This is a genomic window from Vibrio sp. 10N.222.49.C9, assembly GCF_041474985.1.
GTDB lineage: Bacteria > Pseudomonadota > Gammaproteobacteria > Enterobacterales > Vibrionaceae > Vibrio > Vibrio crassostreae_C.
The window spans coordinates 74947-97039 of record NZ_JBFRVD010000009.1 but is presented as its reverse complement, the minus strand read 5'-3'; the positions used below and the strand labels follow the sequence as shown (position 1 = coordinate 97039).

20 protein-coding genes are annotated in these 22093 nt (G+C 45.2%); 15 read left to right on the top strand and 5 right to left on the bottom strand.

All coding sequences use genetic code 11. The annotated features are described in order from the left end of the window. The 13 genes from AB4585_RS03915 to AB4585_RS03855 form a co-directional block, all read left to right on the top strand. On the top strand, positions 1-928 hold a 928-nt coding region (locus tag AB4585_RS03915; RefSeq protein WP_372169362.1), incomplete at its 5' end, for a chemotaxis protein CheW. 72 nt (positions 929-1000) lie between these two features. Next, positions 1001-1495, top strand: coding sequence for a chemotaxis protein CheW (locus AB4585_RS03910; protein ID WP_017064109.1), 495 nt, complete (start codon positions 1001-1003; stop codon positions 1493-1495). Continuing rightward, the gene (locus AB4585_RS03905; protein ID WP_017060660.1) at positions 1495-2007 is read left to right on the top strand and encodes a DUF2802 domain-containing protein; all 513 of its coding nucleotides are present in this window, start codon (positions 1495-1497) and stop codon (positions 2005-2007) included. Before AB4585_RS03910 ends, AB4585_RS03905 begins: the two co-directional genes overlap by 1 nt. A gap of 278 nt (positions 2008-2285) precedes the next feature. Then, a complete protein-coding gene (ccmA, locus tag AB4585_RS03900; protein ID WP_017060659.1) occupies positions 2286-2903 on the top strand; it encodes a cytochrome c biogenesis heme-transporting ATPase CcmA in 618 nt (205 codons plus the stop codon). A gap of 1 nt (position 2904) precedes the next feature. After that, positions 2905-3573: a heme exporter protein CcmB gene (gene ccmB, locus AB4585_RS03895; protein ID WP_017060658.1), complete on the top strand. Its 669-nt coding sequence runs from the start codon at positions 2905-2907 to the stop codon at positions 3571-3573. A 148-nt stretch (positions 3574-3721) separates the two neighbouring features. After that, positions 3722-4462, top strand: coding sequence for a heme ABC transporter permease (locus AB4585_RS03890; protein WP_017060657.1), 741 nt, complete (start codon positions 3722-3724; stop codon positions 4460-4462). 14 nt (positions 4463-4476) lie between these two features. Beyond that, entirely contained in the window at positions 4477-4683 is a 207-nt protein-coding gene (gene ccmD / locus AB4585_RS03885) for a heme exporter protein CcmD (protein WP_017060656.1), read from the top strand. After that, positions 4680-5162: a cytochrome c maturation protein CcmE gene (gene ccmE, locus AB4585_RS03880; RefSeq protein WP_017060655.1), complete on the top strand. Its 483-nt coding sequence runs from the start codon at positions 4680-4682 to the stop codon at positions 5160-5162. The genes ccmD and ccmE overlap by 4 nt, the downstream gene beginning before the upstream one ends. Beyond that, entirely contained in the window at positions 5159-7129 is a 1971-nt protein-coding gene (locus tag AB4585_RS03875; RefSeq protein WP_136979573.1) for a heme lyase CcmF/NrfE family subunit, read from the top strand. The genes ccmE and AB4585_RS03875 overlap by 4 nt, the downstream gene beginning before the upstream one ends. A 5-nt stretch (positions 7130-7134) precedes the next feature. Continuing rightward, positions 7135-7686: a DsbE family thiol:disulfide interchange protein gene (locus AB4585_RS03870; RefSeq protein WP_017060653.1), complete on the top strand. Its 552-nt coding sequence runs from the start codon at positions 7135-7137 to the stop codon at positions 7684-7686. Beyond that, entirely contained in the window at positions 7683-8174 is a 492-nt protein-coding gene (locus tag AB4585_RS03865; protein ID WP_065583667.1) for a cytochrome c-type biogenesis protein, read from the top strand. Before AB4585_RS03870 ends, AB4585_RS03865 begins: the two co-directional genes overlap by 4 nt. Continuing rightward, positions 8174-9394, top strand: a complete 1221-nt coding sequence (gene ccmI, locus AB4585_RS03860; protein ID WP_017064103.1) for a c-type cytochrome biogenesis protein CcmI — start codon at positions 8174-8176, stop codon at positions 9392-9394. The genes AB4585_RS03865 and ccmI overlap by 1 nt, the downstream gene beginning before the upstream one ends. Positions 9395-9518: 124 nt before the next feature. Then, positions 9519-10304, top strand: coding sequence for a VacJ family lipoprotein (locus tag AB4585_RS03855; protein WP_017064102.1), 786 nt, complete (start codon positions 9519-9521; stop codon positions 10302-10304). A gap of 89 nt (positions 10305-10393) precedes the next feature. On the opposite strand, the gene AB4585_RS03850 is transcribed toward AB4585_RS03855, so the two are convergent. From AB4585_RS03850 to AB4585_RS03835, 4 genes are all read right to left on the bottom strand, one after another. Continuing rightward, positions 10394-11698: an outer membrane protein transport protein gene (locus tag AB4585_RS03850; RefSeq protein ID WP_372169361.1), complete on the bottom strand. Its 1305-nt coding sequence runs from the start codon at positions 11696-11698 to the stop codon at positions 10394-10396. A gap of 296 nt (positions 11699-11994) precedes the next feature. Continuing rightward, on the bottom strand, positions 11995-13263 hold the full coding sequence (locus AB4585_RS03845) for an outer membrane protein transport protein (RefSeq protein WP_069597167.1): 1269 nt from the start codon (positions 13261-13263) through the stop codon (positions 11995-11997). 297 nt (positions 13264-13560) lie between these two features. Beyond that, the gene (locus AB4585_RS03840; RefSeq protein WP_060983667.1) at positions 13561-14289 is read right to left on the bottom strand and encodes a DUF3379 domain-containing protein; all 729 of its coding nucleotides are present in this window, start codon (positions 14287-14289) and stop codon (positions 13561-13563) included. Continuing rightward, on the bottom strand, positions 14282-14830 hold the full coding sequence (locus tag AB4585_RS03835; RefSeq protein ID WP_017060646.1) for a sigma-70 family RNA polymerase sigma factor: 549 nt from the start codon (positions 14828-14830) through the stop codon (positions 14282-14284). Before AB4585_RS03835 ends, AB4585_RS03840 begins: the two co-directional genes overlap by 8 nt. A gap of 552 nt (positions 14831-15382) precedes the next feature. On the opposite strand from AB4585_RS03835, the gene fadI reads away from it, so the two are divergent. Then, positions 15383-16690 carry an acetyl-CoA C-acyltransferase FadI gene (gene fadI / locus AB4585_RS03830; protein WP_017060645.1) on the top strand — a complete coding sequence of 436 codons (1308 nt, stop codon included), beginning with the start codon at positions 15383-15385 and terminating at the stop codon, positions 16688-16690. Next, complete coding sequence (gene fadJ / locus AB4585_RS03825; RefSeq protein ID WP_372169360.1) at positions 16690-18906, top strand: fatty acid oxidation complex subunit alpha FadJ; 2217 nt, start codon at positions 16690-16692, stop codon at positions 18904-18906. Before fadI ends, fadJ begins: the two co-directional genes overlap by 1 nt. 303 nt (positions 18907-19209) lie before the next feature. On the opposite strand, the gene AB4585_RS03820 is transcribed toward fadJ, so the two are convergent. Beyond that, the gene (locus AB4585_RS03820; RefSeq protein ID WP_372169359.1) at positions 19210-21987 is read right to left on the bottom strand and encodes an insulinase family protein; all 2778 of its coding nucleotides are present in this window, start codon (positions 21985-21987) and stop codon (positions 19210-19212) included. Between the last annotated feature and the right edge of the window lie 106 nt (positions 21988-22093).

Here is a 22093-nt window from a genome sequence, read left to right as displayed (position 1 = left end):
AGAGCCAGAGCCAGAGCCAGAGCGCCAATTTTCGAGTCACCACTCAAGCTACGCAGAAATACGCGCGGCTGAGTTTGAGGTTCCTAACCTTGAGGATGTTCAGAAACTACTGAGTCGTTTAGAGGCGACCAATGTTGTTGATGAACTGAACCTTGATGAGTTGATGGATCAGAACACCCAGAAAATTGCCGAGCAAGCTGACATGCAAATGTTTGATGCCGCGGTTGAGTCTGTTCAAGTGTTCGAAGAGCCAGAGATTCAGGATTGGAATCTTCCAGAACCCGATTTATCAATTGTTTTAGAGCCACCTGTTGAATCGCAGCAAATTGAAGAGTTACAAGCTGAATCGCTGGAGACGGAACAAGTAGAAGTTAAGGCTGTTGAGCCTGAACTTGACGTTCCTGATCCCGAGACAGTTATTGAACCCGAAACTCAAGCAGGAGGTGCTGACCAGTTTACCTCTTGGGAAAGTACGGTTCGCAAAGAAGACTTTCAAGTCTTGTATTTTGATGTAAACGGCGTGACCTTTGCGGTGCCACTTGATGAGCTTGGCGGCATCCATCGCCTTGAAGAGTTAAGTCATATCATTGGTAAGCCAGCTTGGTATTTGGGTTTACAAACCAACCGTGATAGTCAGCTAGATGTGGTCGACACCGCAAAATGGGTGATGTCTGAGAAACTATCAGGTGACGAATACAAAGAAAACTATCAATATATAGTGATGCTTGGAGAGAGCTTGTGGGGCCTGGCGGGCACAGAGCTCAAAGGCACCGAGCTACTTAATACAGACAAAGTACGTTGGCGAGAAATGGCAGGGAAACGCCCATGGCTCGCTGGTATGGTAAAAGAAAAAATGTGTGCTTTGATTCATGTTGAAGCATTAATCGCCATGCTAAACGCAGGGCTAGATGTAAAAGCATTAAGCTAGTAATAAGCATTGGGCTAACAATAAGCATCAAGTTAATAATAGTGGTCGGTAACGACGGCAAGAGGATTATCTATGTCTCATATGAGTGAAGTTGAAGTAAGAAAAGAGCAAACGAATGATGAAGTACTTCAATGGGTGACTTTCCAGCTAGAAGAAGAAACTTACGGCATCAACGTAATGCAAGTACGTGAAGTACTACGTTACAGCGAAATTGCTCCAGTACCGGGTGCTCCAGATTACGTTCTAGGTATTATTAACCTACGTGGTAACGTTGTTACTGTTATCGACACTCGTTCTCGCTTTGGTTTGATGCAAGGTGAAATCACAGACAACACTCGTATCATCGTTATTGAATCTGAGCGTCAAGTAATTGGCATTCTAGTAGATAGCGTTGCTGAAGTGGTTTACCTGCGTTCTTCTGAAATCGACACAACGCCAAGTGTTGGTACTGATGAAAGTGCTAAGTTCATCCAAGGTGTAAGTAACCGAGATGGCAAGCTACTTATCTTAGTAGATCTAAACAAACTACTAAGCGAAGACGAATGGGATGAGATGGCTCACCTGTAATGTTTGAAGCGCTTCCTTTAAGCCCTGTCGCTCTGATATCAGGCGTTGGGGTTTTTACGTTATTTATCCTGATTTTGATTAGCAAAGTAAAACGTGCGATTCAAAAGCAGCTCGATCAGTCACGCCTGCAAGTTCGTAACTTGGACAAAGAGCTTCAAAAATCGAGTAAGCAATTACTTGAGGTTCGCTCTGTTGTGGTTGGCCTTGGCCAGAAAGTGACTGAACAACAAGATCTTATCAAACATTTGAATGAACGTATTGTTGAGCTGGAACATGCGGATACCGATGGACGTTTGTACACACGTGCAACGAAAATGGTTCAGCTTGGCGCTGGGATTAACGAGTTAATTGAAGAATGTGAATTACCCAAAGCAGAAGCTGAGCTGATGATGTCTCTGCAGAACAAGCTTGCTGGTAAAGAGAAAATTCCTTCATTACGAAGCGACCCTTCATCGTACGATCAGCAACCCGATGCCTCTCGCGATCGCAGAGACCCGCCTCGACGTCGTTAAATTGAGCGCTTAATTCGTATTGAGCAATTGATGTTTATTACGTATTCCTCTTAAAAGAAGCTTCGGCTTCTTTTTTTATGCCTGTCCGATCTATATAGAACGATGTTTATAAGTGCTTGTATCTACGACAATATCTTGTTTGTTGATGAAAATGTGTAAATTGTGATGAGGTGGTAACAGTTTCTTACCGACTTTGTTCTATCGAAAACGCCTAGTCCTGTTTTGTCACCATGTTGGTGTGCTACTATAGCGCTCTCATTACTCGACTAAATTTACCTATGCTAGAAGTCTCAAATTTAACTGCTATTCGTGACGACAGGATTCTGTTTGAATCGTTGTCTTTTCAATTGAAACCAGGTGAGCTGGTTCAAGTTGAAGGTCGTAACGGTACCGGGAAAACGACACTCCTTAGGATTATTACTGGCTTAGGCGATCGCGATGACGGCACTATCTCTTGGGACGGTGAGTCTATTGAATCGAGTCGAGATGTTTATCATCAAAATTTACTTTTTCTTGGTCACCAAACAGGCGTAAAGCGCGAGCTTAGTGCTTATGAGAATCTGAGCTTTTATCAGTCGATTCACAGTGGCGGTACCAGCAAAGAAGAGCTTTATCACGCGCTGGCTCAAGTCGGGCTTGCGGGCAGAGAAGACGTACCTGCGGGGCAACTTTCAGCAGGCCAACAACGCCGAGTTGCGTTGGCTCGCCTTTGGTTGAGCAAGCAAATGTTGTGGATTCTTGATGAGCCGCTGACTGCCATTGATAAGCAGGGCGTGAAAGTTCTCGAATCTCTTTTTTCTCAGCATGCAGACAACGGTGGCATTGTGTTGTTAACCACACACCAAGATATGTTTGCTGATAGCCCGAAACTAAGAAAAATAAAGTTGGGTGAGTAATATGATCTCTTCAATGACCACGATTATCCGACGCGAACTGCTTATCGCGTTTCGACGTCAAGCGGATATCTTTAACCCTTTGTGGTTCTTCATCATTGTTATCACGCTTTTCCCTTTGAGTATTGGCCCAGAGCCAAACCTACTTGCGCGTATTGCTGCGGGTATTGTTTGGGTGGCCGCTTTGCTCTCTGCATTGCTCTCTTTAGAGCGTCTTTTCCGTGATGATTTTCAAGATGGCGCCCTTGAACAGATGATGCTGATGCCAATCCCGTTGCAGTTGGTAGTATTGTCCAAAGTCATAGCACACTGGTTGTTGACCGGGTTACCATTGATTTTAATCAGCCCATTATTGGCTGTTTTATTGTCTTTAGATTTTGATACATGGCTCTCAGTTGTGTTGACCTTGCTGGTAGGAACACCCGCATTGAGTTTTATTGGTGCGATTGGTGTTGCGTTAACCGTTGGGTTACAGAAGGGCGGAGTCCTGTTAAGCCTGTTAATCTTGCCGCTTTACATCCCCATTTTGATTTTCGCGACGTCAGCGATTGACGCTGCGGCTTTGGGCGTTGCGTACAACGGCCAATTGGCGGTGCTTGGGGCAATGTTAATGGGTGCGATGACTATGACGCCTTTTGCGATCAGTGCCGCACTTAGAGTGAGTGTGAACTGATTGGGGTTCCGTTATCGTATAGCCAATGTGAACCAAATGTGACGATTGGACTCATAGAGTCAATAAAACTGAAAGCAAGACAAATAAAATTATTATAATTATAGCTTTAATAGCTGTAAGCAATATGAAGTAAGAGTGAGATTACAACATGTGGAAATGGCTCCATCCCTATGCCAAAGCAGAAACCTCTTATCAGCTTGCTGGTAAACTTTTGCCATGGTTTTCGATCCTAGCGCTATTGTGTCTATCCGTCGGTACCGTGTGGGGGCTTGCATTTGCGCCTTCTGATTACCAACAAGGCGATAGCTTCCGTATCATCTACATCCATGTACCGTCTGCAATCTGGTCTATGGGCGTTTACATGTCGATGGCGATTGCTGCCTTTATCGGTTTGGTATGGCAGGTAAGGCTATCAGACATGGCCGCACTGGCGATGGCACCGATTGGTGCTGTGTTTACCTTCATTGCGTTACTAACCGGCGCTGTTTGGGGTAAACCAATGTGGGGCGCCTGGTGGGTTTGGGATGCGCGTTTAACCTCAGAGCTGATTCTTCTATTCCTATACTTGGGTGTGATTGCACTACACCACGCTTTTGACGACCAAAAAACAGCAGCAAAAGCGGCGGGTATCTTGGCTATCGTTGGTGTCATCAACCTACCTATCATTCACTTTTCAGTAGAGTGGTGGAACACACTTCACCAAGGCGCGACGATCACTAAGTTCGACAAGCCTTCTATTTCAAGTGACATGTTATGGCCGCTTCTTCTTAACATCTTCGGCTTCGCTTTCTTCTTTGGCGCTTTAACCATGATTCGTTTCCGTAACGAAATCATCAGTAAAGAAAGCCATCGTCCATGGGTTCGCAAGCTTGCGGCTGAAAAAGCGTAGTAGGGTAGGTAATTATGTATTTTGAATCTTTGAGTGATTTCTTAGCCATGGGAGGTTATGCCTCGTATGTCTGGAGTGCATTTGGAATCACATTCCTCGCGATGATCATTTTACTGGTCGTAAGCGTTCGTCGTGGTAAGCAATTACTAAATGAAGTACAAGCTAAGATTGATCGTCAAGCTCGTATCGATGCAGCAAAAAATATGGAGAACACTCTATGAACCCAAGACGTAAAAAGAGGCTGGGCATTGTCTTAGCGATCTTTTTTGGTATCAGTGCGACTGTTGGATTGATGGTTTACGCACTTAACCAGAACATGGATCTGTTCTACACACCAACTGAGCTGGTCAACGGCAAAGATGGTAAAAAGCCTGAAGTTGGTCAACGCCTACGTATTGGTGGCATGGTCGTAGTCGGCTCTGTAAGCCGTGACAATGAATCACTACGTGTAAGCTTCGATTTGGCGGATGTAGGCCCTAAAGTAACAATTCTATACGATGGTATCCTTCCTGATCTTTTCCGTGAAGGCCAAGGTATTGTTGCTCAGGGTGTCCTTAAAAATGCAACGACAATCGAAGCGTTTGAGGTGTTGGCAAAGCACGATGAAGAGTACATGCCTTCTGAAGTTGCGGAAGCAATGAAGAAAACCCATGAGCCTTTGCAATACACGACTGAACAAAAAGAAGGAAATGCTCAATGATAGCCGAGATCGGCCATTTTGCGATGATCCTGTCCTTGGGACTTGCTTTGCTGCTAAGCGTGCTCCCATTGTATGGAGCCGCTCGAAATAACACATTATTGATGAACAGCGCACGACCGTTGTCGTGGGGTATGTTCGGATTCTTAGCGATTTCGTTCTTTATCTTGTGTTACGCGTTTTACACAAATGATTTTACGATTCAATACGTAGCAAGTAACTCAAACAGCCAACTACCTTGGTACTACCGAATTACGGCGGTTTGGGGTGCGCACGAAGGTTCATTACTGCTTTGGGTTCTCATCCAAGCGGGTTGGACTGTAGCAGTAGCGACATTCAGTCGTGGTATGCCTCAAGAGTCTGTGGCTCGTGTTTTGGCTATCATGGGTCTGATTACTGTCGGCTTCTTGCTGTTCATTATCGTGACGTCTAACCCGTTCTTACGTACATTGCCTTTCTTCCCTGTTGATGGCCGTGACCTGAACCCACTACTGCAAGATCCGGGTTTGATTATTCACCCGCCAATGCTTTACATGGGTTATGTAGGTTTCTCTGTTGCGTTCTCTTTCGCAATCGCTTCTCTAATGAGTGGTCGTCTTGATACGGCATGGGCTCGTTGGTCGCGTCCTTGGACAATCGCAGCTTGGTTATTCCTAACGGTAGGTATCGCACTAGGTTCATGGTGGGCTTACTACGAACTTGGCTGGGGTGGCTGGTGGTTCTGGGATCCAGTAGAAAACGCTTCATTCATGCCTTGGTTGGCTGGTACTGCTCTAATGCACTCACTAGCGGTAACTGAGAAGCGTGGCACATTTAAAGCTTGGACAGTACTGCTGGCTATCTCTGCATTCTCGCTAAGCTTACTAGGGACATTCTTAGTTCGTTCGGGCATCTTGGTATCGGTTCACGCATTCGCGTCGGATCCTGCTCGTGGTATGTTTATTCTAGGTTTCCTTGTCTTTGTTATCGGTGGCTCACTGCTGTTGTTTGCTATTAAAGGCGCATCGGTTCGTGTTCGCGGTAACTTCGATCTGGTTTCTCGTGAAAACGCACTGCTTGGTAACAACATCTTACTGATTGCAGCGCTTGTCGTTGTGTTAGTAGGTACGCTACTGCCATTAGTTCACAAACAGTTAGGCTTGGGCTCGGTATCTATCGGTGCACCATTCTTTGATATGTTGTTCTTCTGGTTAATGATCCCGTTCTCGTTCCTGCTTGGTATCGGTCCTCTGATCCGATGGAAACGTGACAACCTGTCTAAGCTTGTTAAACCAATGCTGATTTCAGGTGCACTCTCACTTGGCTTGAGTGCGCTAATGGTTGCTCTACTGGCTGACCGCTTCAGTGGTACTGCGTTTGCTGGTTGGGTAATGGCGTTCTGGATCATCTTCATGCACGGCTTTGAGCTGCATGAGCGTGCGACTCACCGTCATACATTCTTGAAAGGTCTAACTAAGCTACCTCGTAGCCACTGGGCAATGATGTGTGGTCACATAGGTTTAGCCGTGACAGTGATTGGTATCGCGATGGTGCAAAACTACAGCATCGAACGTGATGTACGTCTGGCGCCAGGTGAAAGCTACCAGCTTGAAGAATACAGCTTCCTGTTTACAGGGGTTCGTGACAAAGATGGTCCTAACTACGATGGTTACATTGCTGACTTTGAAATTACTAAAGAAGGCAAATACATCAACACGCTTCACGCTGAAAAACGTTTCTACACCACAGCTAAGTCTATGATGACAGAAGCAGCGATTGACCGTGGCGTAACGCGCGACCTTTACATTGCAATGGGTGAACGTTTAGACGACAACAAATCTTGGGCTGTACGTATCTACTACAAACCATTTGTACGTTGGATCTGGGCAGGTTCTTTGATTATGTCGATTGGTGGCGCTATTGCTATCAGTGACCGTCGTTACCGTTTCCGTAAGCCAATCAAAAAGTCGGCTGAAGAGCAGGAGGCTTAATTCGAATGAACAAGAAGATTTTATTCATTCCATTGATTGCGTTCATGGTTCTAGCTGGAATCTTTGCAACGCAATTAATGCGCAACCAGTCGGGCGATGACCCAACTAAGCTAGAATCCGTATTGATTGGTAAGCCTGTTCCTGAGTTTGGTCTAGAAGACTTAGAACAACCAGGTAAGTTTCATGATCAAGCGATCTTTAAAGGCGAGCCACTGCTTCTTAACGTGTGGGCGACTTGGTGTCCTACTTGTTATGCAGAGCACTCTTACCTGAACAAGCTTGCGGATCAAGGCGTTAAGATCATTGGTCTTAACTACAAAGATGATCGCAACAAAGCGGTTGGTTGGCTAAAAGAGTTGGGTAACCCGTACCTAATTAGCCTGTTTGATGGTAATGGCATGCTAGGCCTTGACCTTGGCGTGTATGGCGCGCCTGAAACTTTCCTAATCGATGCTAACGGCGTAGTTCGCTACCGCCATGTTGGTGACGTGAACCCAACCAACTGGGCATCGACGCTTGAGCCGATGTATCAAGAGTTGTTGGAGGAATCGAAATGATTAGAAAGGCACTGATTACTCTATTCGCTACGTTCGCAATTTCAGCGACTGTTTCTGCTGCACCTATCGAGTTCCATGAATTTGATACCGTAGATCAAGAACAGCAGTTCAAAGAGTTGAGTAATACGCTACGTTGCCCTAAATGTCAGAACAACACGATTGGTGATTCGAATGCTGAGCTAGCGGTCGACTTACGCCAAAAAGTGTACGAGATGACAAAAGACGGCAAGTCTGAGCAAGAAATTATTGATTACATGATTGCTCGTTACGGTAACTTTGTAACGTACAACCCGCCACTGACCTTAGCTACATCGATCCTTTGGATTGGTCCGTTTGCGGTTGTTGTGTTTGGATTTGGTTTGATTATTTTACGAAGCAGAAAGTCAAAATCAAAAGCAGCAGTAGAGTCAGATAAAGACTGGGATGCAGACAAAGAAGCTCGCTTAAAAGCGTTACTCGATGAAGAGAACGACGGAGATAAGAAGTAATGACTCTATTTTGGATTTCTACCATTATCCTTTCGCTAGCGGCAATTTTCTTAATTGTTCTGCCTTTCATTAACAAGAAGGCAAACAATGACGAGATGCTTCGCGACGAGTTGAATAAAGCGTTCTATAAAGACCGTCTTGTCGAGTTAGAAGTAGAAGCAGAGGAAGGTCTTGTTGATAACCAACAAGAACTGATCGATGATTTGAAACAGTCTCTGCTTGATGATGTTCCTGCACAAGAAGAGATGAAGAAGACTCAAATCTCTACGCTTGGTGTGGTTGTACCGTCGATCATCCTTGTCGTCGTTGTGACTTATGGTATGTACTTTAAGTTCGGTGCGTTGGACAAAGTTCAACACTGGCAAGAAGTGAGCTCGAACCTTCCTGAATTGTCTAAAAAGCTAATGTCATCGGAAGGTGGTGCACTAACGGATGATGAGTTGGAAGATTTGACTCTAGCGCTTCGTACTCGTCTGCATTACCAACCAAAAGATTCAACAGGTTGGTTGCTACTCGGTCGTATTGCACTGGCTAACCGCGACGCTGAAACAGCAAAAGATTCTATGGAACGAGCTTACAAGCTTGAACCTAAGAATGAAGATGTTCAGTTAGGTTTCGCACAAGCACTGATGCTTTCTCCTGATGAAGCTGATCAAAACCAAGCTCGTTTGATTTTGAGCCGTTTGATTCAAAACGATTACGTTGACCTTCGTGTGTTCTCACTGCTTGCGTTTGATGCGTTTGAGCGTCAAGACTACCCAGGTGCGGTGAAGTACTGGAGCATCATGCAGCAGATGATTGGTCCACAAGACAGTCGCTATGAAATGCTTTCGCGCAGTATTGAAAGTGCTCAGAAGAAAATGGGCGACAATATGGGTGTCGACCAAGGTAAGACTGTTGCTGTAACGCTCGATCTATCTGCAGACGTGAATGCTGACCCTAACTCAGTGTTAATTGTTTCAGTACACAGAGCAGATGGTTCTCCAATGCCTATCGCAGCCGCTCGTTACCCACTAGGGACTTTCCCTCGTACTGTTGTTCTAGATGACGGCAACAGCATGCTGGAAGGACAAGAGCTGTCTAGCCTTGAAACTCTGATGGTTAGAGCTAGGCTTGATACAGACGGCAACGTTTCAACTCGCGAAGGCGATTGGTACGGTGAAAGTGAAGTGGTTGAACTGGGTGCTCCAGTTACCATTGATATCAATAAGCAATATTAATCACCACTTTGCATAGGTGTTAGCTATTCCGATTTGCAGATAAACGGTATAGACTTAGCCAAACAATTGAGGCCAGCGATTGCTGGCCTTTTTTATTATTTGAATTCCTTATGGAAAAGGTGATATGTCTGTCAGTGTTTTAAGACTCTCGAGTTTACTTTTTATCGCAAGCTTAACGGTTGGGTGTTCAAGTGCGCCGGACGAAAGTGTTGACGATGATAACCTCGAAACCTCTGAATACGTCGAAGAGTCCCACCCGAATGATCCTTTTGAAGGCTTCAACCGAGCGATGTGGGATATCAACTACGAATATCTAGATCCTTATTTAGTTCGCCCTGTTTCCCTCGCTTATGTTGACTACACCCCTGTGCCAGTACGTTCTGGTATATCCAATTTTCTAGCCAACTTAGACGAACCATCAAGCATGGTGAATAACCTTATTATGGGCAATGGTGAAAAAGCACTCGACCATTTCAATCGTTTTTGGATTAACTCAACGATTGGTTTGTTAGGCTTAATCGATATTGCCAGCGAAGCGGGGATCACCAAATACGATGATAAGTCGTTCTCTGATGCGATTGGTCATTACGGGGTAGGGAATGGTCCCTACTTCATGGTGCCGGGTTATGGCCCAATAACAACGCGTGAAGTAACTGAAACCGTTGATGGTATGTATGTGCCTCTGTCTTTCTTGAACTTCTGGGCTAGCTTAGGAAAGTGGGCATTCGAAGGCATGGAAACTCGTGCTCAGTTAGTGTCACAAGAAGCGCTGTTGGATGACTCGCCAGATCCATATGCGTTAACGCGAGATGTTTATATTCAACGTCGTGACTTTAAAGCCGAGATCGAGCCTGAAGAGGTCGACCTTGAAGAAGAAGATTTGATCGATGGTTATCTAGAAGATTACTAGAAACATGATTTAGAAAATCGATAAAAGAAAGGCTCGATGTTGATGCAACATCGAGCCTTTTTAATGCTTTCTACTTTTAGGGAGGTAGATTAGAAGCGGTAGTTAGCTTGGATACCTACTAGCCAGATGCTACCTGTTACTTCACCTTCGAAGTCACCACCAAATGGTGCAGAACTTGCGTCATCTTCAACCATTTTTGCGTCTTTAGCTAGAATGTAAGTGAAGCCAGCATCTAGAGTTAGTTGCTCAGACCATTGATATCCAGCACCAATGCTTAACCAAGTGCGGTCTGTTTCTGGGATCGTTGCCGTACGGTGCTCATCGCTTACCGCTGAAGTATCGTATGCGATACCAGAGCGTAGAGCTAACTTAGGCGTCATTTGGTAAGTAGTACCAAGAGCAAAGCGGTAGTTATCTTCCCAGTTCTCTTGCTTGATATCTTGAGTTCGAGCAGGACCGAATTCAGGGATGTCAGCTACTAGTTCTTTAAAGCTGCTCCAGTTAGTCCAGTTAACGCTCGCATGTACAGCGACCTTATCTGATAGTTGATGGAAGCTTGCTAGCTCGGCGGTAGCTGGCAATGCAAGTTGCATTGAGCCGTTATATTTTGACTTCACAGGAGTACCTAAAGCGCCAGCAACAGCATCAAAAGCGACACCATTTGCGTGGCCTTCAAGCGTTAGGTCTACTTCTGACTTGTAGGTAAAACCAAGGCGGTTGTTTTCATTGATCTGCCAAGCGGTACCAACTTGCCAGCCCCACGCTGTGTCATCACCTTCCATGTATTTTAAAGCTGTACCTTGAGGTATAGGAACTAGAGAGTTAACTGTAGATACCGCTCCAAAGCTACCTTCAGCCATGATGTAACGAATACCACCACCAATAGATACGCTTTCAAGTACTTGGTAAGCCGCGTTTAGGTTTAGCTCCATCGTAGTAACACTTGCTTCGTTACCGTGGTTTGCGCCACCAAAGTCTTTACCTAGGTCTGTTTCCATACCGTAGTTAGTGCCAGCAGCAAAGCCTAATGCGAACTTGTCGTTGTACTTATGAGAAACATAAAAGTTTGGGATTACTGCACTGTGCGCAAAATCGCTAGAATTTGACGAAGTAGATTGTCCCATCATGGACGTAGAAGTACCGTCGATATCGATGTTAGGGTCAACATAGATAGCACCAACAGAAACCTGAGTACCTTCTAGGTAAGTCAGCATGGCAGGGTTACGCCATTGTGCGTCTGCGCCGTCAGCCATTGCAGCTTCACCAGCGTATGCGCGGCCAAGGCCTGTTGCTGAGTATTCTGCTAGTTGAAAACCTGCCGCGTGAGTGACGGTAGAAGTCGAAAGTAGTCCAACTGCCACTGCAGCAGATAGAAGAGTCTTATTCATTTTCATTATTATGTTCGCTGAATCATAAGTATTTAGTGGCGTGATTCTACGTTTAGAGTCATTGCTTTAAAAATGAAATTCGAATAAAACAGTGTTTTAGGGATTTAATGAGTAAATGTGTTTAATTATTAGAGAAATAATCTAAATGTTTCTGCTGTGTTGCGAAGTTTGAGCGTACACTTGTAGTCATATATTGACCTTGCAGGCTACAGTTGTAAGCTTAAATTGATGTAGGTCAGTGGTTTAGGTAATAAAAAAGGGTCGCATTATGCGACCCTTTGGGGATAAATTATTAGCTTATATTAGAAGCTACGGCTGTACTGCAGACCCATCAGGATTGCATCAGCATGTGTTGTTGCGTTAACACCGGTTGAAAGCCCAGGAGCGACTGGCGTAGTTTCTGATACATCTACATCATCACCCATTAGGTATGTGAAGCCGAAGTCAACATTAGAAACTGTGTCAATGTGGTATGTGAAACCAGCAGAGAACCATTGACGATCAGAATCTGGAACAGAAATTGAAGTCAGTTCATCCTGTGCACTTGTGTCGTACATGTAACCTGCACGAAGAGTCCAATCAGAGTTTAGGTAGTATGTACCACCAATAGCGTAGTGCCAGCCATCTTGCCATTGGTATTGTTTCGCATACGACGAGCCAAGAGGTGAGCCTTGTAAGTTTTCAAAGTCGATTTGATCGAATGCACCCCAACCAATCCATTGTACAGAGTAGTGAACTGCGAATTTAGTATCTTCGATTTTGTGGTAACCCGAGAATTCAGCGATATCAGGTAAAGGTAAGGTGATTTCTTGGCCTTTATCATCTTTAGCTGTGATCTCTGGACTGTAGCGGTAAGCTAAGCCGAAGCGGTTGTTTTCGTCTAGTTCATATACAGTACCAACATTGAAGCCCACAGCCCAACCATCAGCCTCATCAACATCGACTAATGTTGTTCCGGCAGGAACTAAACCGCCACTAGCTACACCTAGAGCTGCACTAGTTTCTCTTTTCATGGTGCCTTGACCGTAAATAAGGTCTAAACCTGCACCAAAGCTCCATTGTTTATTCAGTCGGTATGAACCAGCAAGGCCAAAGTTAATGCTCTGAACATCTGTTAAGCCGCCGTATTCAGCTGCAGTATAACTATCATCAAACTCTGTCTTAGTACCGAAGTTTGAGTACGCATTAACACCCCAAGCGAATTTATCATTTACTGGAACGATAAGGTGGATATTTGGAGCGATAGATGTATCACCAACATCATCCGTGTCGGCAACCGGAATTGGACTGCCATTAATGTTGTATTCAGCATCGTTTACTTCAATCATTGAAGTAATGCTTTCAAAACCAAGCGAAAGCTCAGTTTTGTCAAATAGTGCCATTGCTGCAGGGTTACGTGCCATTACTGACGCGTTATCTGCGATTACTGCATCACCAGCGAAAGCACGGCCGATGCCGGTTGCTGATTGTGCGTTAAGTTGGAAACCTGCTGCCATCGCTTGCGAAGACGCCAGTGTAATTGTTACTGCTAAAAGAGACTTTTTAAACAGACGCGTGTTGTTGGTAGTCATTCATTTATTCCTTTATATATCCGCCTCTACAGGGCGATTAATTTGAGCAATTGCTCAATGGTGGCTGATCCTATTCGCAAGTATACGATATACAAATCCGACCATTGGGAATTTTGAGTGGAAAATTATGGAAATGACGCCTATCTGGCACGAAAATGGTGCGAAATGCTGATTTTTAGAGTTTTAACTCTAGAGGTATTGGTGGTGTGAATGGTTTTCTGATTTATTTATAAATAAAGCCCAGCAATATCAGTAATATAATTGCTGGGCCTTTTGTGACGGGGCTTTAAGAGTGAATTAGCTCATTGGTTTGATCATTTTTGTCAGCTTTTCGGCGATTTTGGAAACATCCTCACCATTTTCACCCACAAGGATTAAGCTGCTGCCATCGACGGGGGTTACCGAGCCGGACATGCCTTTTTCATCAAAGTCGATAGGTTTGTCTGTTGGAATACCAGTTAAAAACAGTGTTACTTTGCCTTTTGCGCCTTGGAAGACCATATGGACCGCGTTAGATTTGCCAAAGCCACAGTGGTTTAGGTAATAGACGTGGTAAGGGAAAGCATCATCAAACTGAAAAGCAAATGGGTTCATTTTTGCGTTGATCTGCTGTGATGTGACCTGTTCATCGATGTTACTAACAAAGCTCTTCTCATCAACAACATGCTTCATCGCCGTATCAACCAAACTAGCTTGCGCAGGTGAAACGAATGCATTTCCCCAATTCACTTGGCCAACTAATAAACCAGCAACAAACGCCACCGAGGCAGCCATTGCCATTGCTCGTCTCGCAAACGTAGGCCTTACTACTTTGCTTTCTTCGCTTGAGGTCTGATTGAACAGAATACGATCAGCAAGATCGTCTGGCACATCCACATTCATCGCAGAGTGGATCTGTTTATCAAGCGCTAGTACATCGTCTAAGAAGTTACTATTGGCTTCGCTATTCGCGGTCGCATCAACAATATCTTGTGTACGTTGTTTAGGTTCCGACAATACACGACGACGAAATTCCAAATCATCCATTATGTTGCCCCCTCTCTGCCTCTTCTGTATCCAACAGCTCTTTCAACTGATTTCGAGCTCTGAATAAACGTGTCATCACCGTGTTTTTGTTGAGATCGAGAATATCGGCAATCTCATCACCACTAAAACCACCAATCACTTGCAAGAAGAGAGGTTCACGGTAATCAATTTCAAGTTTCATGATCTGGGCTTGCAACCACTGATGCTGATGGTGCGGGTCATCACTGACACTAGCATCGTTACCGTGATCGTCGATATCAACCAGATCAAACTGTTTGCGTTCAAAACGTCGAGCGTTCTCGCGTCTCAAGATGGTAATCAGCCAAGATTTGGCGGCTTTTTCATCTTGAAGGCTATCGAGTGACTTCCATGCACGAAGGCAAGTTTCTTGAACTAAGTCTTCGGCAATGCTTTTGTCTTTGCATAACCAATAGGCGTAGCGAAAGAGGTCACGATGATAGGCGCGCACAAGTGCTTCGTATTTTCTTTGTTTGTCCATATCAGAGTTGACCGGACGCTTGGCTGTTTTCTTTCCAAACATTTTTATTATTGACACACGAGCCTCCATAATTGCTCTGCGTATAGCTGTCCTCTATACGTTGTGCTTCGTTTTTATATTTTTAGAGCTAACGATCGGCAGGAAATCGTAAAATCACATTAAAATTGATCTACTTCAAAATCTAAGGCCTCGAACTCGTTATAGTACACCTTGTCGTCTAGTTAGTCATTCGTGGCTAGCATGTTGAGCAAGACGACACTTCCTTTTGAAGGCTGACTTTACTTTCTCCTAATCAGGAAACTGATTATTTCAATTGGCGCTAAGTTAATTGCTTTATATACATTCCGACCACACAGCTTTGTGTGGTTTTTTTTTGCCTCAAGAAAACCATTCCCTACACAGCGATAACAGTCTTTGCTTACAATAGTTTAGTCTCTTACGGCAACCTTTCCCCCAAAAAGGTTCGCCTGAATGCGCAGTTATATTTTCAAACAGTGAGATACTCGTATCACGTTTATTTAAACGCTCGTTTGATTTAATTAACAACTTCTTTACAATGCTTCAGGTCAGACCTCTTAACTTTAAGGAGAAACCATGGGCAAACAGGAAGTCAAAACGCGTTCTGGAGAACGTGTTGCCGTTGTCGCTGGATTACGAACCCCATTCGCTCGTCAGAGCACAGAATTTAGCCAAGTGCCTGCGGTCGACTTAGGCAAAATGGTTGTGAGTGAAATGCTTGCAAGAACGGATGTCGATCCTGCGCTTATCGAACAAGTTGTGTTCGGCCAAGTAGTGCAAATGCCAGAAGCGCCGAACATTGCGCGTGAAATCGTGTTGGGCACAGGCATGAACATCAATACCGATGCCTACAGTGTCACACGAGCATGTGCGACCAGCTTCCAAGCGGCAGTTAACGTGACCGAAAGCATTATGGCTGGCACGATTGATATCGGTATTGCGGGCGGTGCGGACTCTTCTTCTGTATTGCCTATCGGTGTTTCGAAAAAGTTAGCGGCAAATCTATTAGCGCTGAGTAAAACGAAAACTATGGGTCAAAAGCTGAAAATTCTTAAAACACTTTCCGTAAAAGATTTGATGCCAGTACCACCTGCAGTTGCTGAATACTCGACCGGTTTATCCATGGGACAAACGGCTGAGCAAATGGCTAAGACGCATGGTATTACTCGCGAAGCTCAAGATGCACTTGCTCACCGTTCTCACTCTTTGGCTTCTCAGGCATGGAAAGAAGGCAAGATTAAAGACGAAGTGATGACGGCATTCCCGGCACCTTACAAAAAGTATCTAGCGGAAGACAACAACATTCGCCACGACTCAACGGTTGAAGGATACGCCAAGCTACGTCCTGCTTTTGATAGAAAGTACGGCAGTGTAACGGCAGCCAATGCTACGCCACTGACTGATGGCGGTGCAGCAGTGATGTTGATGCGCGAAGGTAAAGCGAAAGAACTAGGCTTAGAAGTGCTTGGTTATATTCGTGGTTATGCGTTCTCAGCGATTGGTGTTGAAACAGATATGCTGATGGGCCCGACTTACGCGACCTCACAAGTATTAAAGAACACCGGTTTAGAGTTGTCAGACCTAACACTGATCGAAATGCACGAAGCATTCGCTGCCCAAGTTTTGGCTAACGTGAAAATGTTCGCAAGCGATGAGTTTGCACAGAAGAATCTTGGCCGCGATAAAGCGATCGGTGAGATTGATATGGAGAAGTTCAACGTGCTGGGTAGCTCGATTGCTTACGGACATCCGTTTGCAGCGACTGGCGCACGCATGATGACTCAAACATTACGTGAACTGAAACGTCGCGGTGGCGGCTTGGCACTGAACACAGCGTGTGCGGCTGGTGGTTTAGGTGCAGCAATGATCTTGGAGGTAGAATAATGTCTACGACTCTTGATGCAACAACAGAAAAAGAAACAGTCGCTCAACCAGATTCAACCTCTGCGACTGAATCAACCAAAAAGAAAGCGACAGCATTTACTCTCAATATCGATGAGCAAGATATTGCTTGGTTAGCGATTGATGTACCAAACGAGAAAATGAACACGCTGCAAGCGGCTTTTGCTGAAGAAATGAAGGCCATCTTCGAGCAACTCAAAGAAAAGCAAAGCCGAGTTAAGGGCCTAATCGTTCATTCTCTTAAGCCAGATAACTTTATCGCTGGTGCTGATGTAAGAATGCTTGATGCGTGTAAAACGGCTGACGAAGCACAGTCTCTGGCTCGCCAAGGGCAGGAGATGTTCCAAACGCTTTCTGAACTACCGTACCCAGTAGTCGCAGCGATTCACGGCCCATGTTTAGGTGGTGGTTTAGAGCTTGCACTGGCGTGTGATTACCGTGTATGTACCGATTCAGATAAGACTCGCGTTGGTCTGCCAGAAGTACAGTTAGGTCTGTTACCAGGCTCTGGCGGTACACAGCGTCTACCTCGCCTTATTGGTTTGTTGCCATCTCTTGACCTAATCCTTACGGGTAAGCAACTGCGCGCTAAGAAAGCGAAATCGCTCGGTGTTGTCGATGCTTGTGTGCCTGAAACTATCCTGCTTGAAGTCGCTAAAAGCTTTGTTGAAAAGAATACGGGCAGTAAAAAAGGTAAGCGCCTTGCGTCGAAAAGCCAAGCGTCGACCAAAGAAAAGCTGATTTCACGTAACGGCCTTGGTCGTAAAGTGATTTTTGAACAAGCTTCTAAGAAGACCAATCAGAAAACACGCGGCAATTACCCAGCAGCGGATGCGATTTTAGACGTGATTCGTTATGGCCTTGAGAACGGCTTTGATAAAGGTCTTCAGTATGAAGCGAAGCGTTTCTCAGAACTGGTTATGACTTCAGAGTCTAAAGCCCTTCGTTCGATTTTCTTTGCAACCACGGAAATGAAAAAAGAACACGGCGCAGACGCAGAACCCAAAGCGGTTAAGCGTGTTGGTGTGCTAGGCGGTGGTCTTATGGGCGCAGGCATCAGCCATGTCAGTGTTGCTAAGGCGAAAGTGCCTGTACGCATTAAAGACGTATCAAATGAAGGTGTACTGAACGCGCTTAACTACAACTTCAAGTTGTTCGATAAGCAGCGTAAGCGTCGCATTCTGAGCCGAGCGGGCCTTGAAAGTAAGATGCTTCAACTGTCTGGTGGTATCGACTTTACGAGCTTTAATCACACCGATGTGGTGATTGAAGCGGTATTTGAAGACCTCGACCTTAAGCAGTCAATGGTTGCGGACATCGAAGCCAATGCCAAGCCAGAGACTATTTTCGCGACGAATACGTCTTCATTGCCGATCCATAAGATTGCGGAGAAGGCGCAGCGACCAGAAAACGTGGTCGGTCTTCACTACTTCAGCCCAGCCGAAAAAATGCCGCTAGTAGAAGTTATCCCTCATGAAACTACGTCAGAAGAGACGATTTCTACGGTTGTTGCATTAGCGAAGAAGCAAGGTAAAACGCCGATTGTTGTGAAAGACACGGCTGGTTTTTATGTGAACCGTATTCTTGCTCCGTACATGAACGAAGCAGCGCATATACTGCTAGCGAACGAGCCGATTGAAAAGCTCGACAGCACGTTATTGGACTTCGGTTTCCCGGTTGGTCCTATCACTTTATTAGATGAGGTGGGTGTTGATATCGGTGCGAAGATCATTCCGATTTTAGTGAATGAGCTTGGCGATCGTTTCCAAGGTCCTGATGTGTTCGATATTCTTTTGAATGACAATCGTAAAGGCCGCAAGAGTGGTAAAGGTTTCTACACTTACAAAGGGAAGAAGAAGGAAGTGGATAAGTCAGTTTACAAGCTGCTTAAGCTGCAACCAGATCCTAAGTTGAGCGATAACGATATCGCGATGCGCTGTGTGTTACCTATGCTAAACGAAGCGGTTCGTTGTCTAGACGACGGCATTATCCGCAGCCCTCGTGATGGTGATATCGGTGCGATTTTCGGTATCGGTTTCCCGCCATTCCTAGGTGGTCCGTTCCGTTATATGGATCAAATCGGCATTAAGTCACTGGTTGAGATGATGAACGATTTCGCTAAGAAGTACGGTGATCGTTTCGCGCCATGTGATGGCCTACTGACACGTGCTGGATTGGGTGAGTCTTTCTACAAGTAACTCTCTAACTCATTGATTAAGAAGCCCGTATCAAGCAATTGATGCGGGCTTTTCTGTTTTATGAACGAGTGTGAAAGGAATGAGATTCCCGACTCAGTCGTTCCTCCTTCTCGGGAATGATGATTGAGAGATAAAAAGTAAGTTATTGCGTTGATTAGAAAGGTGGTCAAACACACGTCAATCAAAACTACCGTCATCTCCTAAAGCGACGAAGGAGCGTAATAGGAGATCTGCTTTTGGACTGCATCCAATAAAAAAGGTTGATGCTTTCACATCAACCTTATGATTTTCATTCCAGCTTTATCAGCCTAGCTCAGTATCTTTCGGGCGTAACTGAAACTCATCAATAGAGCCAATTTCAACACCTGCTGACAGCTTCTCTTCCTCATTATGAGCATTACCGTGAGCATGCATAATCAGGCGATTTGCCGTGCGTGGTTTTAGCTGGCTAACCACAAAACGCATCATGTCTGAGCGAGTTAACCCCTTAAGGTTTTCCAATACGCGCTCTCTCTGGTTGAACTCAACATCCTTATTGCCTATCGCAACCCATAAGCGCTGAGCTCGCCCTCGCAAAGTCGTATCTGGTGCCGAAATCTGATTCCAGAGACCGCGCTTACTGCTGTGCCATTGATAGTCGTTAAGCTCCAACAGCACCATGTAAAAGGCATTGAGGAACTCATCTATTGAAGCTAACAAGTCAGCAGGGGCGGCATTCGGTGATTGCACATACAACACAATACCAGGGTGTCGGTTGAGCGGCATATTGCCAGTACCGACCATGTAACCTAGCTGCTGCTTGGTTCGTATCTCATGGAAGAAAGTGGCCGACATCAAATGGTTTGCCAATGAATACAGCGCGATATTTTTAGGTGAAATATCAGGGCATTGGTAATAAACCACAATTGCTGAATCATCTTGGTTACACACCACTTCACGTTGGAAGCTGCCGTTTTCACCGAGCATGATGAGCGGACGCAGTGATTCTTCGTAAGCCTGATCTTGAACACGCAGTGCATCTTTTAGCGTTTCAGCCATCTTGTGTGCATCGGCTTTTTTCCAGTCGCCATACACAAACATCTCAACATGAAGTTCCGCCAAGATTGCTTGAACAAAAGAGGAGAGCTCATCGACCTCTATCGTTTCTAGGGCTTCAATTAACACGGAATAAGGCGGGTTATTTGGTTGAAGTATCCCAGTCATTGCATTAAACAACTGCGAAATAGGGCGATCTTGCGACGCGTTGTTCCAGTTTCTGAGCAATTGATGCTTGATGGTTTCGAAGCGTGTTGGACTAAAGTCGCGTGCTTGGAAACGTTCAAGAATCATATTGAGCAGTTGTGGCTGTTTCTCGCTAAACCCGGACAGAGTGAGCGTTACACCGCCCTGATGGGTGTACATGTTGTAGCCCATTCCGGCGATTTCAGCCTGATACGTATCTTTTTCGAGTGAGTCTAAGAACATCTCTACGCACAAGCGTGTTTTAACGATATTTCTTGGGCTAGCAACTGAGTGCGGGCTATCGATAGCGACATACACCACACCTTTAGGAACTCGAAATTGATGGTCTTGCAGGTGCCACAGCTTAAAGCCGTCGAGCTCTTCTAACAGTTGTGGGAACTTAGCGTCACCTTCCAGTTCAGTCGGGTCTAGATCGTAGCAAATAAACGGGTTTTTGCTTGGGAGTTCAAACTGCCAACCGGGGTTAATGCACGTAAAGCATTGAACTTGTTCAGCGCTAAAAGGTGTGACCGAGTAGGGAGTAAAGTACCACTTCGCTTCCCTGTCATACTCGAATCCCTGAGCAACAATGGTCGCTCGCATGTTGTCTACGGTTAAGTAAGGCAGCAAAGAACGCTGTAATTCGTCATCGAAATGCGACATTTTGTAATCGCCATACACCACATCTTGCTCTTGGTAGTGCTGCATGTTGATGACGAGGTGGCTGACGACATCAAGCGGTCTTGCTGGCTCTTGAAAGCGGAAAGCAGACTCTAAAACGGCGCGTTTTTCTAGGTAGCGCCACTCTTCTATGCCTTGTTGTTCGACTAACTTGATGTACTGAAATATCGCTTGGATGATGTTATCGGTTTTGGTTAAACCTTCTATGGTCAATGAGCAACTGACTGTGAAATCACGGTAGTTACTGCCACTCGCGCCACCACCTGCAGAGAGAGATGTTATCCAGCCTTTCTCTTTGAGTTGCATCATCAAACTGCCTTCACCTTCGTAACCTAAAAGGTGGGCAAAGAACGACAAAGGCTTAACGCCGTAGTGTTCGTCCATGCTTGGCATCGGGAAGGTTAAGATCAGTTTGCGCACTTCTTTAATCGGCTCAACGCGGACTTGTACACCCGTACTTAACTCGCCGACAATCGGAACTTCAACCTTTTTGCCTTGTAGGTTGTGATTGGTGATTGAGCTAAAGCGATCCTCAACCCAGCTTTGCATCTCATCTAACGACTGATTGCCAGACAGTGTCAGTGTCATCAAGTCAGCAGAGTATTGTTGCTGGTGGAAAGCCAAGATCTCTTGTCGAATCGTCTCGCCGTTTCTGTCACCCAACGTATCGATATTACCGACAGAAAACTTCGAGAATGGGTGATTGTGATTCACCAGTTCTTTGGTAACTTGGTACAAGCGTCGTGAGTCGTCGTTGAGTTTCATCTTGTATTCGGAGTCAACGGCTTGGCGTTCTTTGTCTAACGCTTCTTCGTTGAAAAGGGGAGCGGTAAAAAATTGGCTGAAGCGATCGAGTGCGGTTTCAAAGGCATTCAATTCAACATCAAAAAAGAAGCAGGTGTGCTCTGTTCCTGTCCAAGCGTTGTTGCTACCGCCATGCTGGCTGATAAAACTTTGGAACTCTCCGACCTTTGGATACTTTTCAGTTCCCAAAAATAGCATATGCTCTAAGTAGTGAGCTAAACCCTCTCGGTCTGTAGGGTCATCAAAATGCCCCACATTGACGGCTAATGCGGCTGCTGCTTTTTGAGCATTTTGATCCTGAACTAACAGTACACGTAACCCGTTATTTAAGGTTATGTAGCGGTATTGATGTTCATCATTTGGGCTTAAGTGCACAGGAGCATCTCCAGAGAAGGTGGTTTTTAAATTATGTACCCGATGATTCGGCGTGCAAACCTTGTGATCATATTTTGGGATATGAAGTGCTTTTTGGCGATTTCTA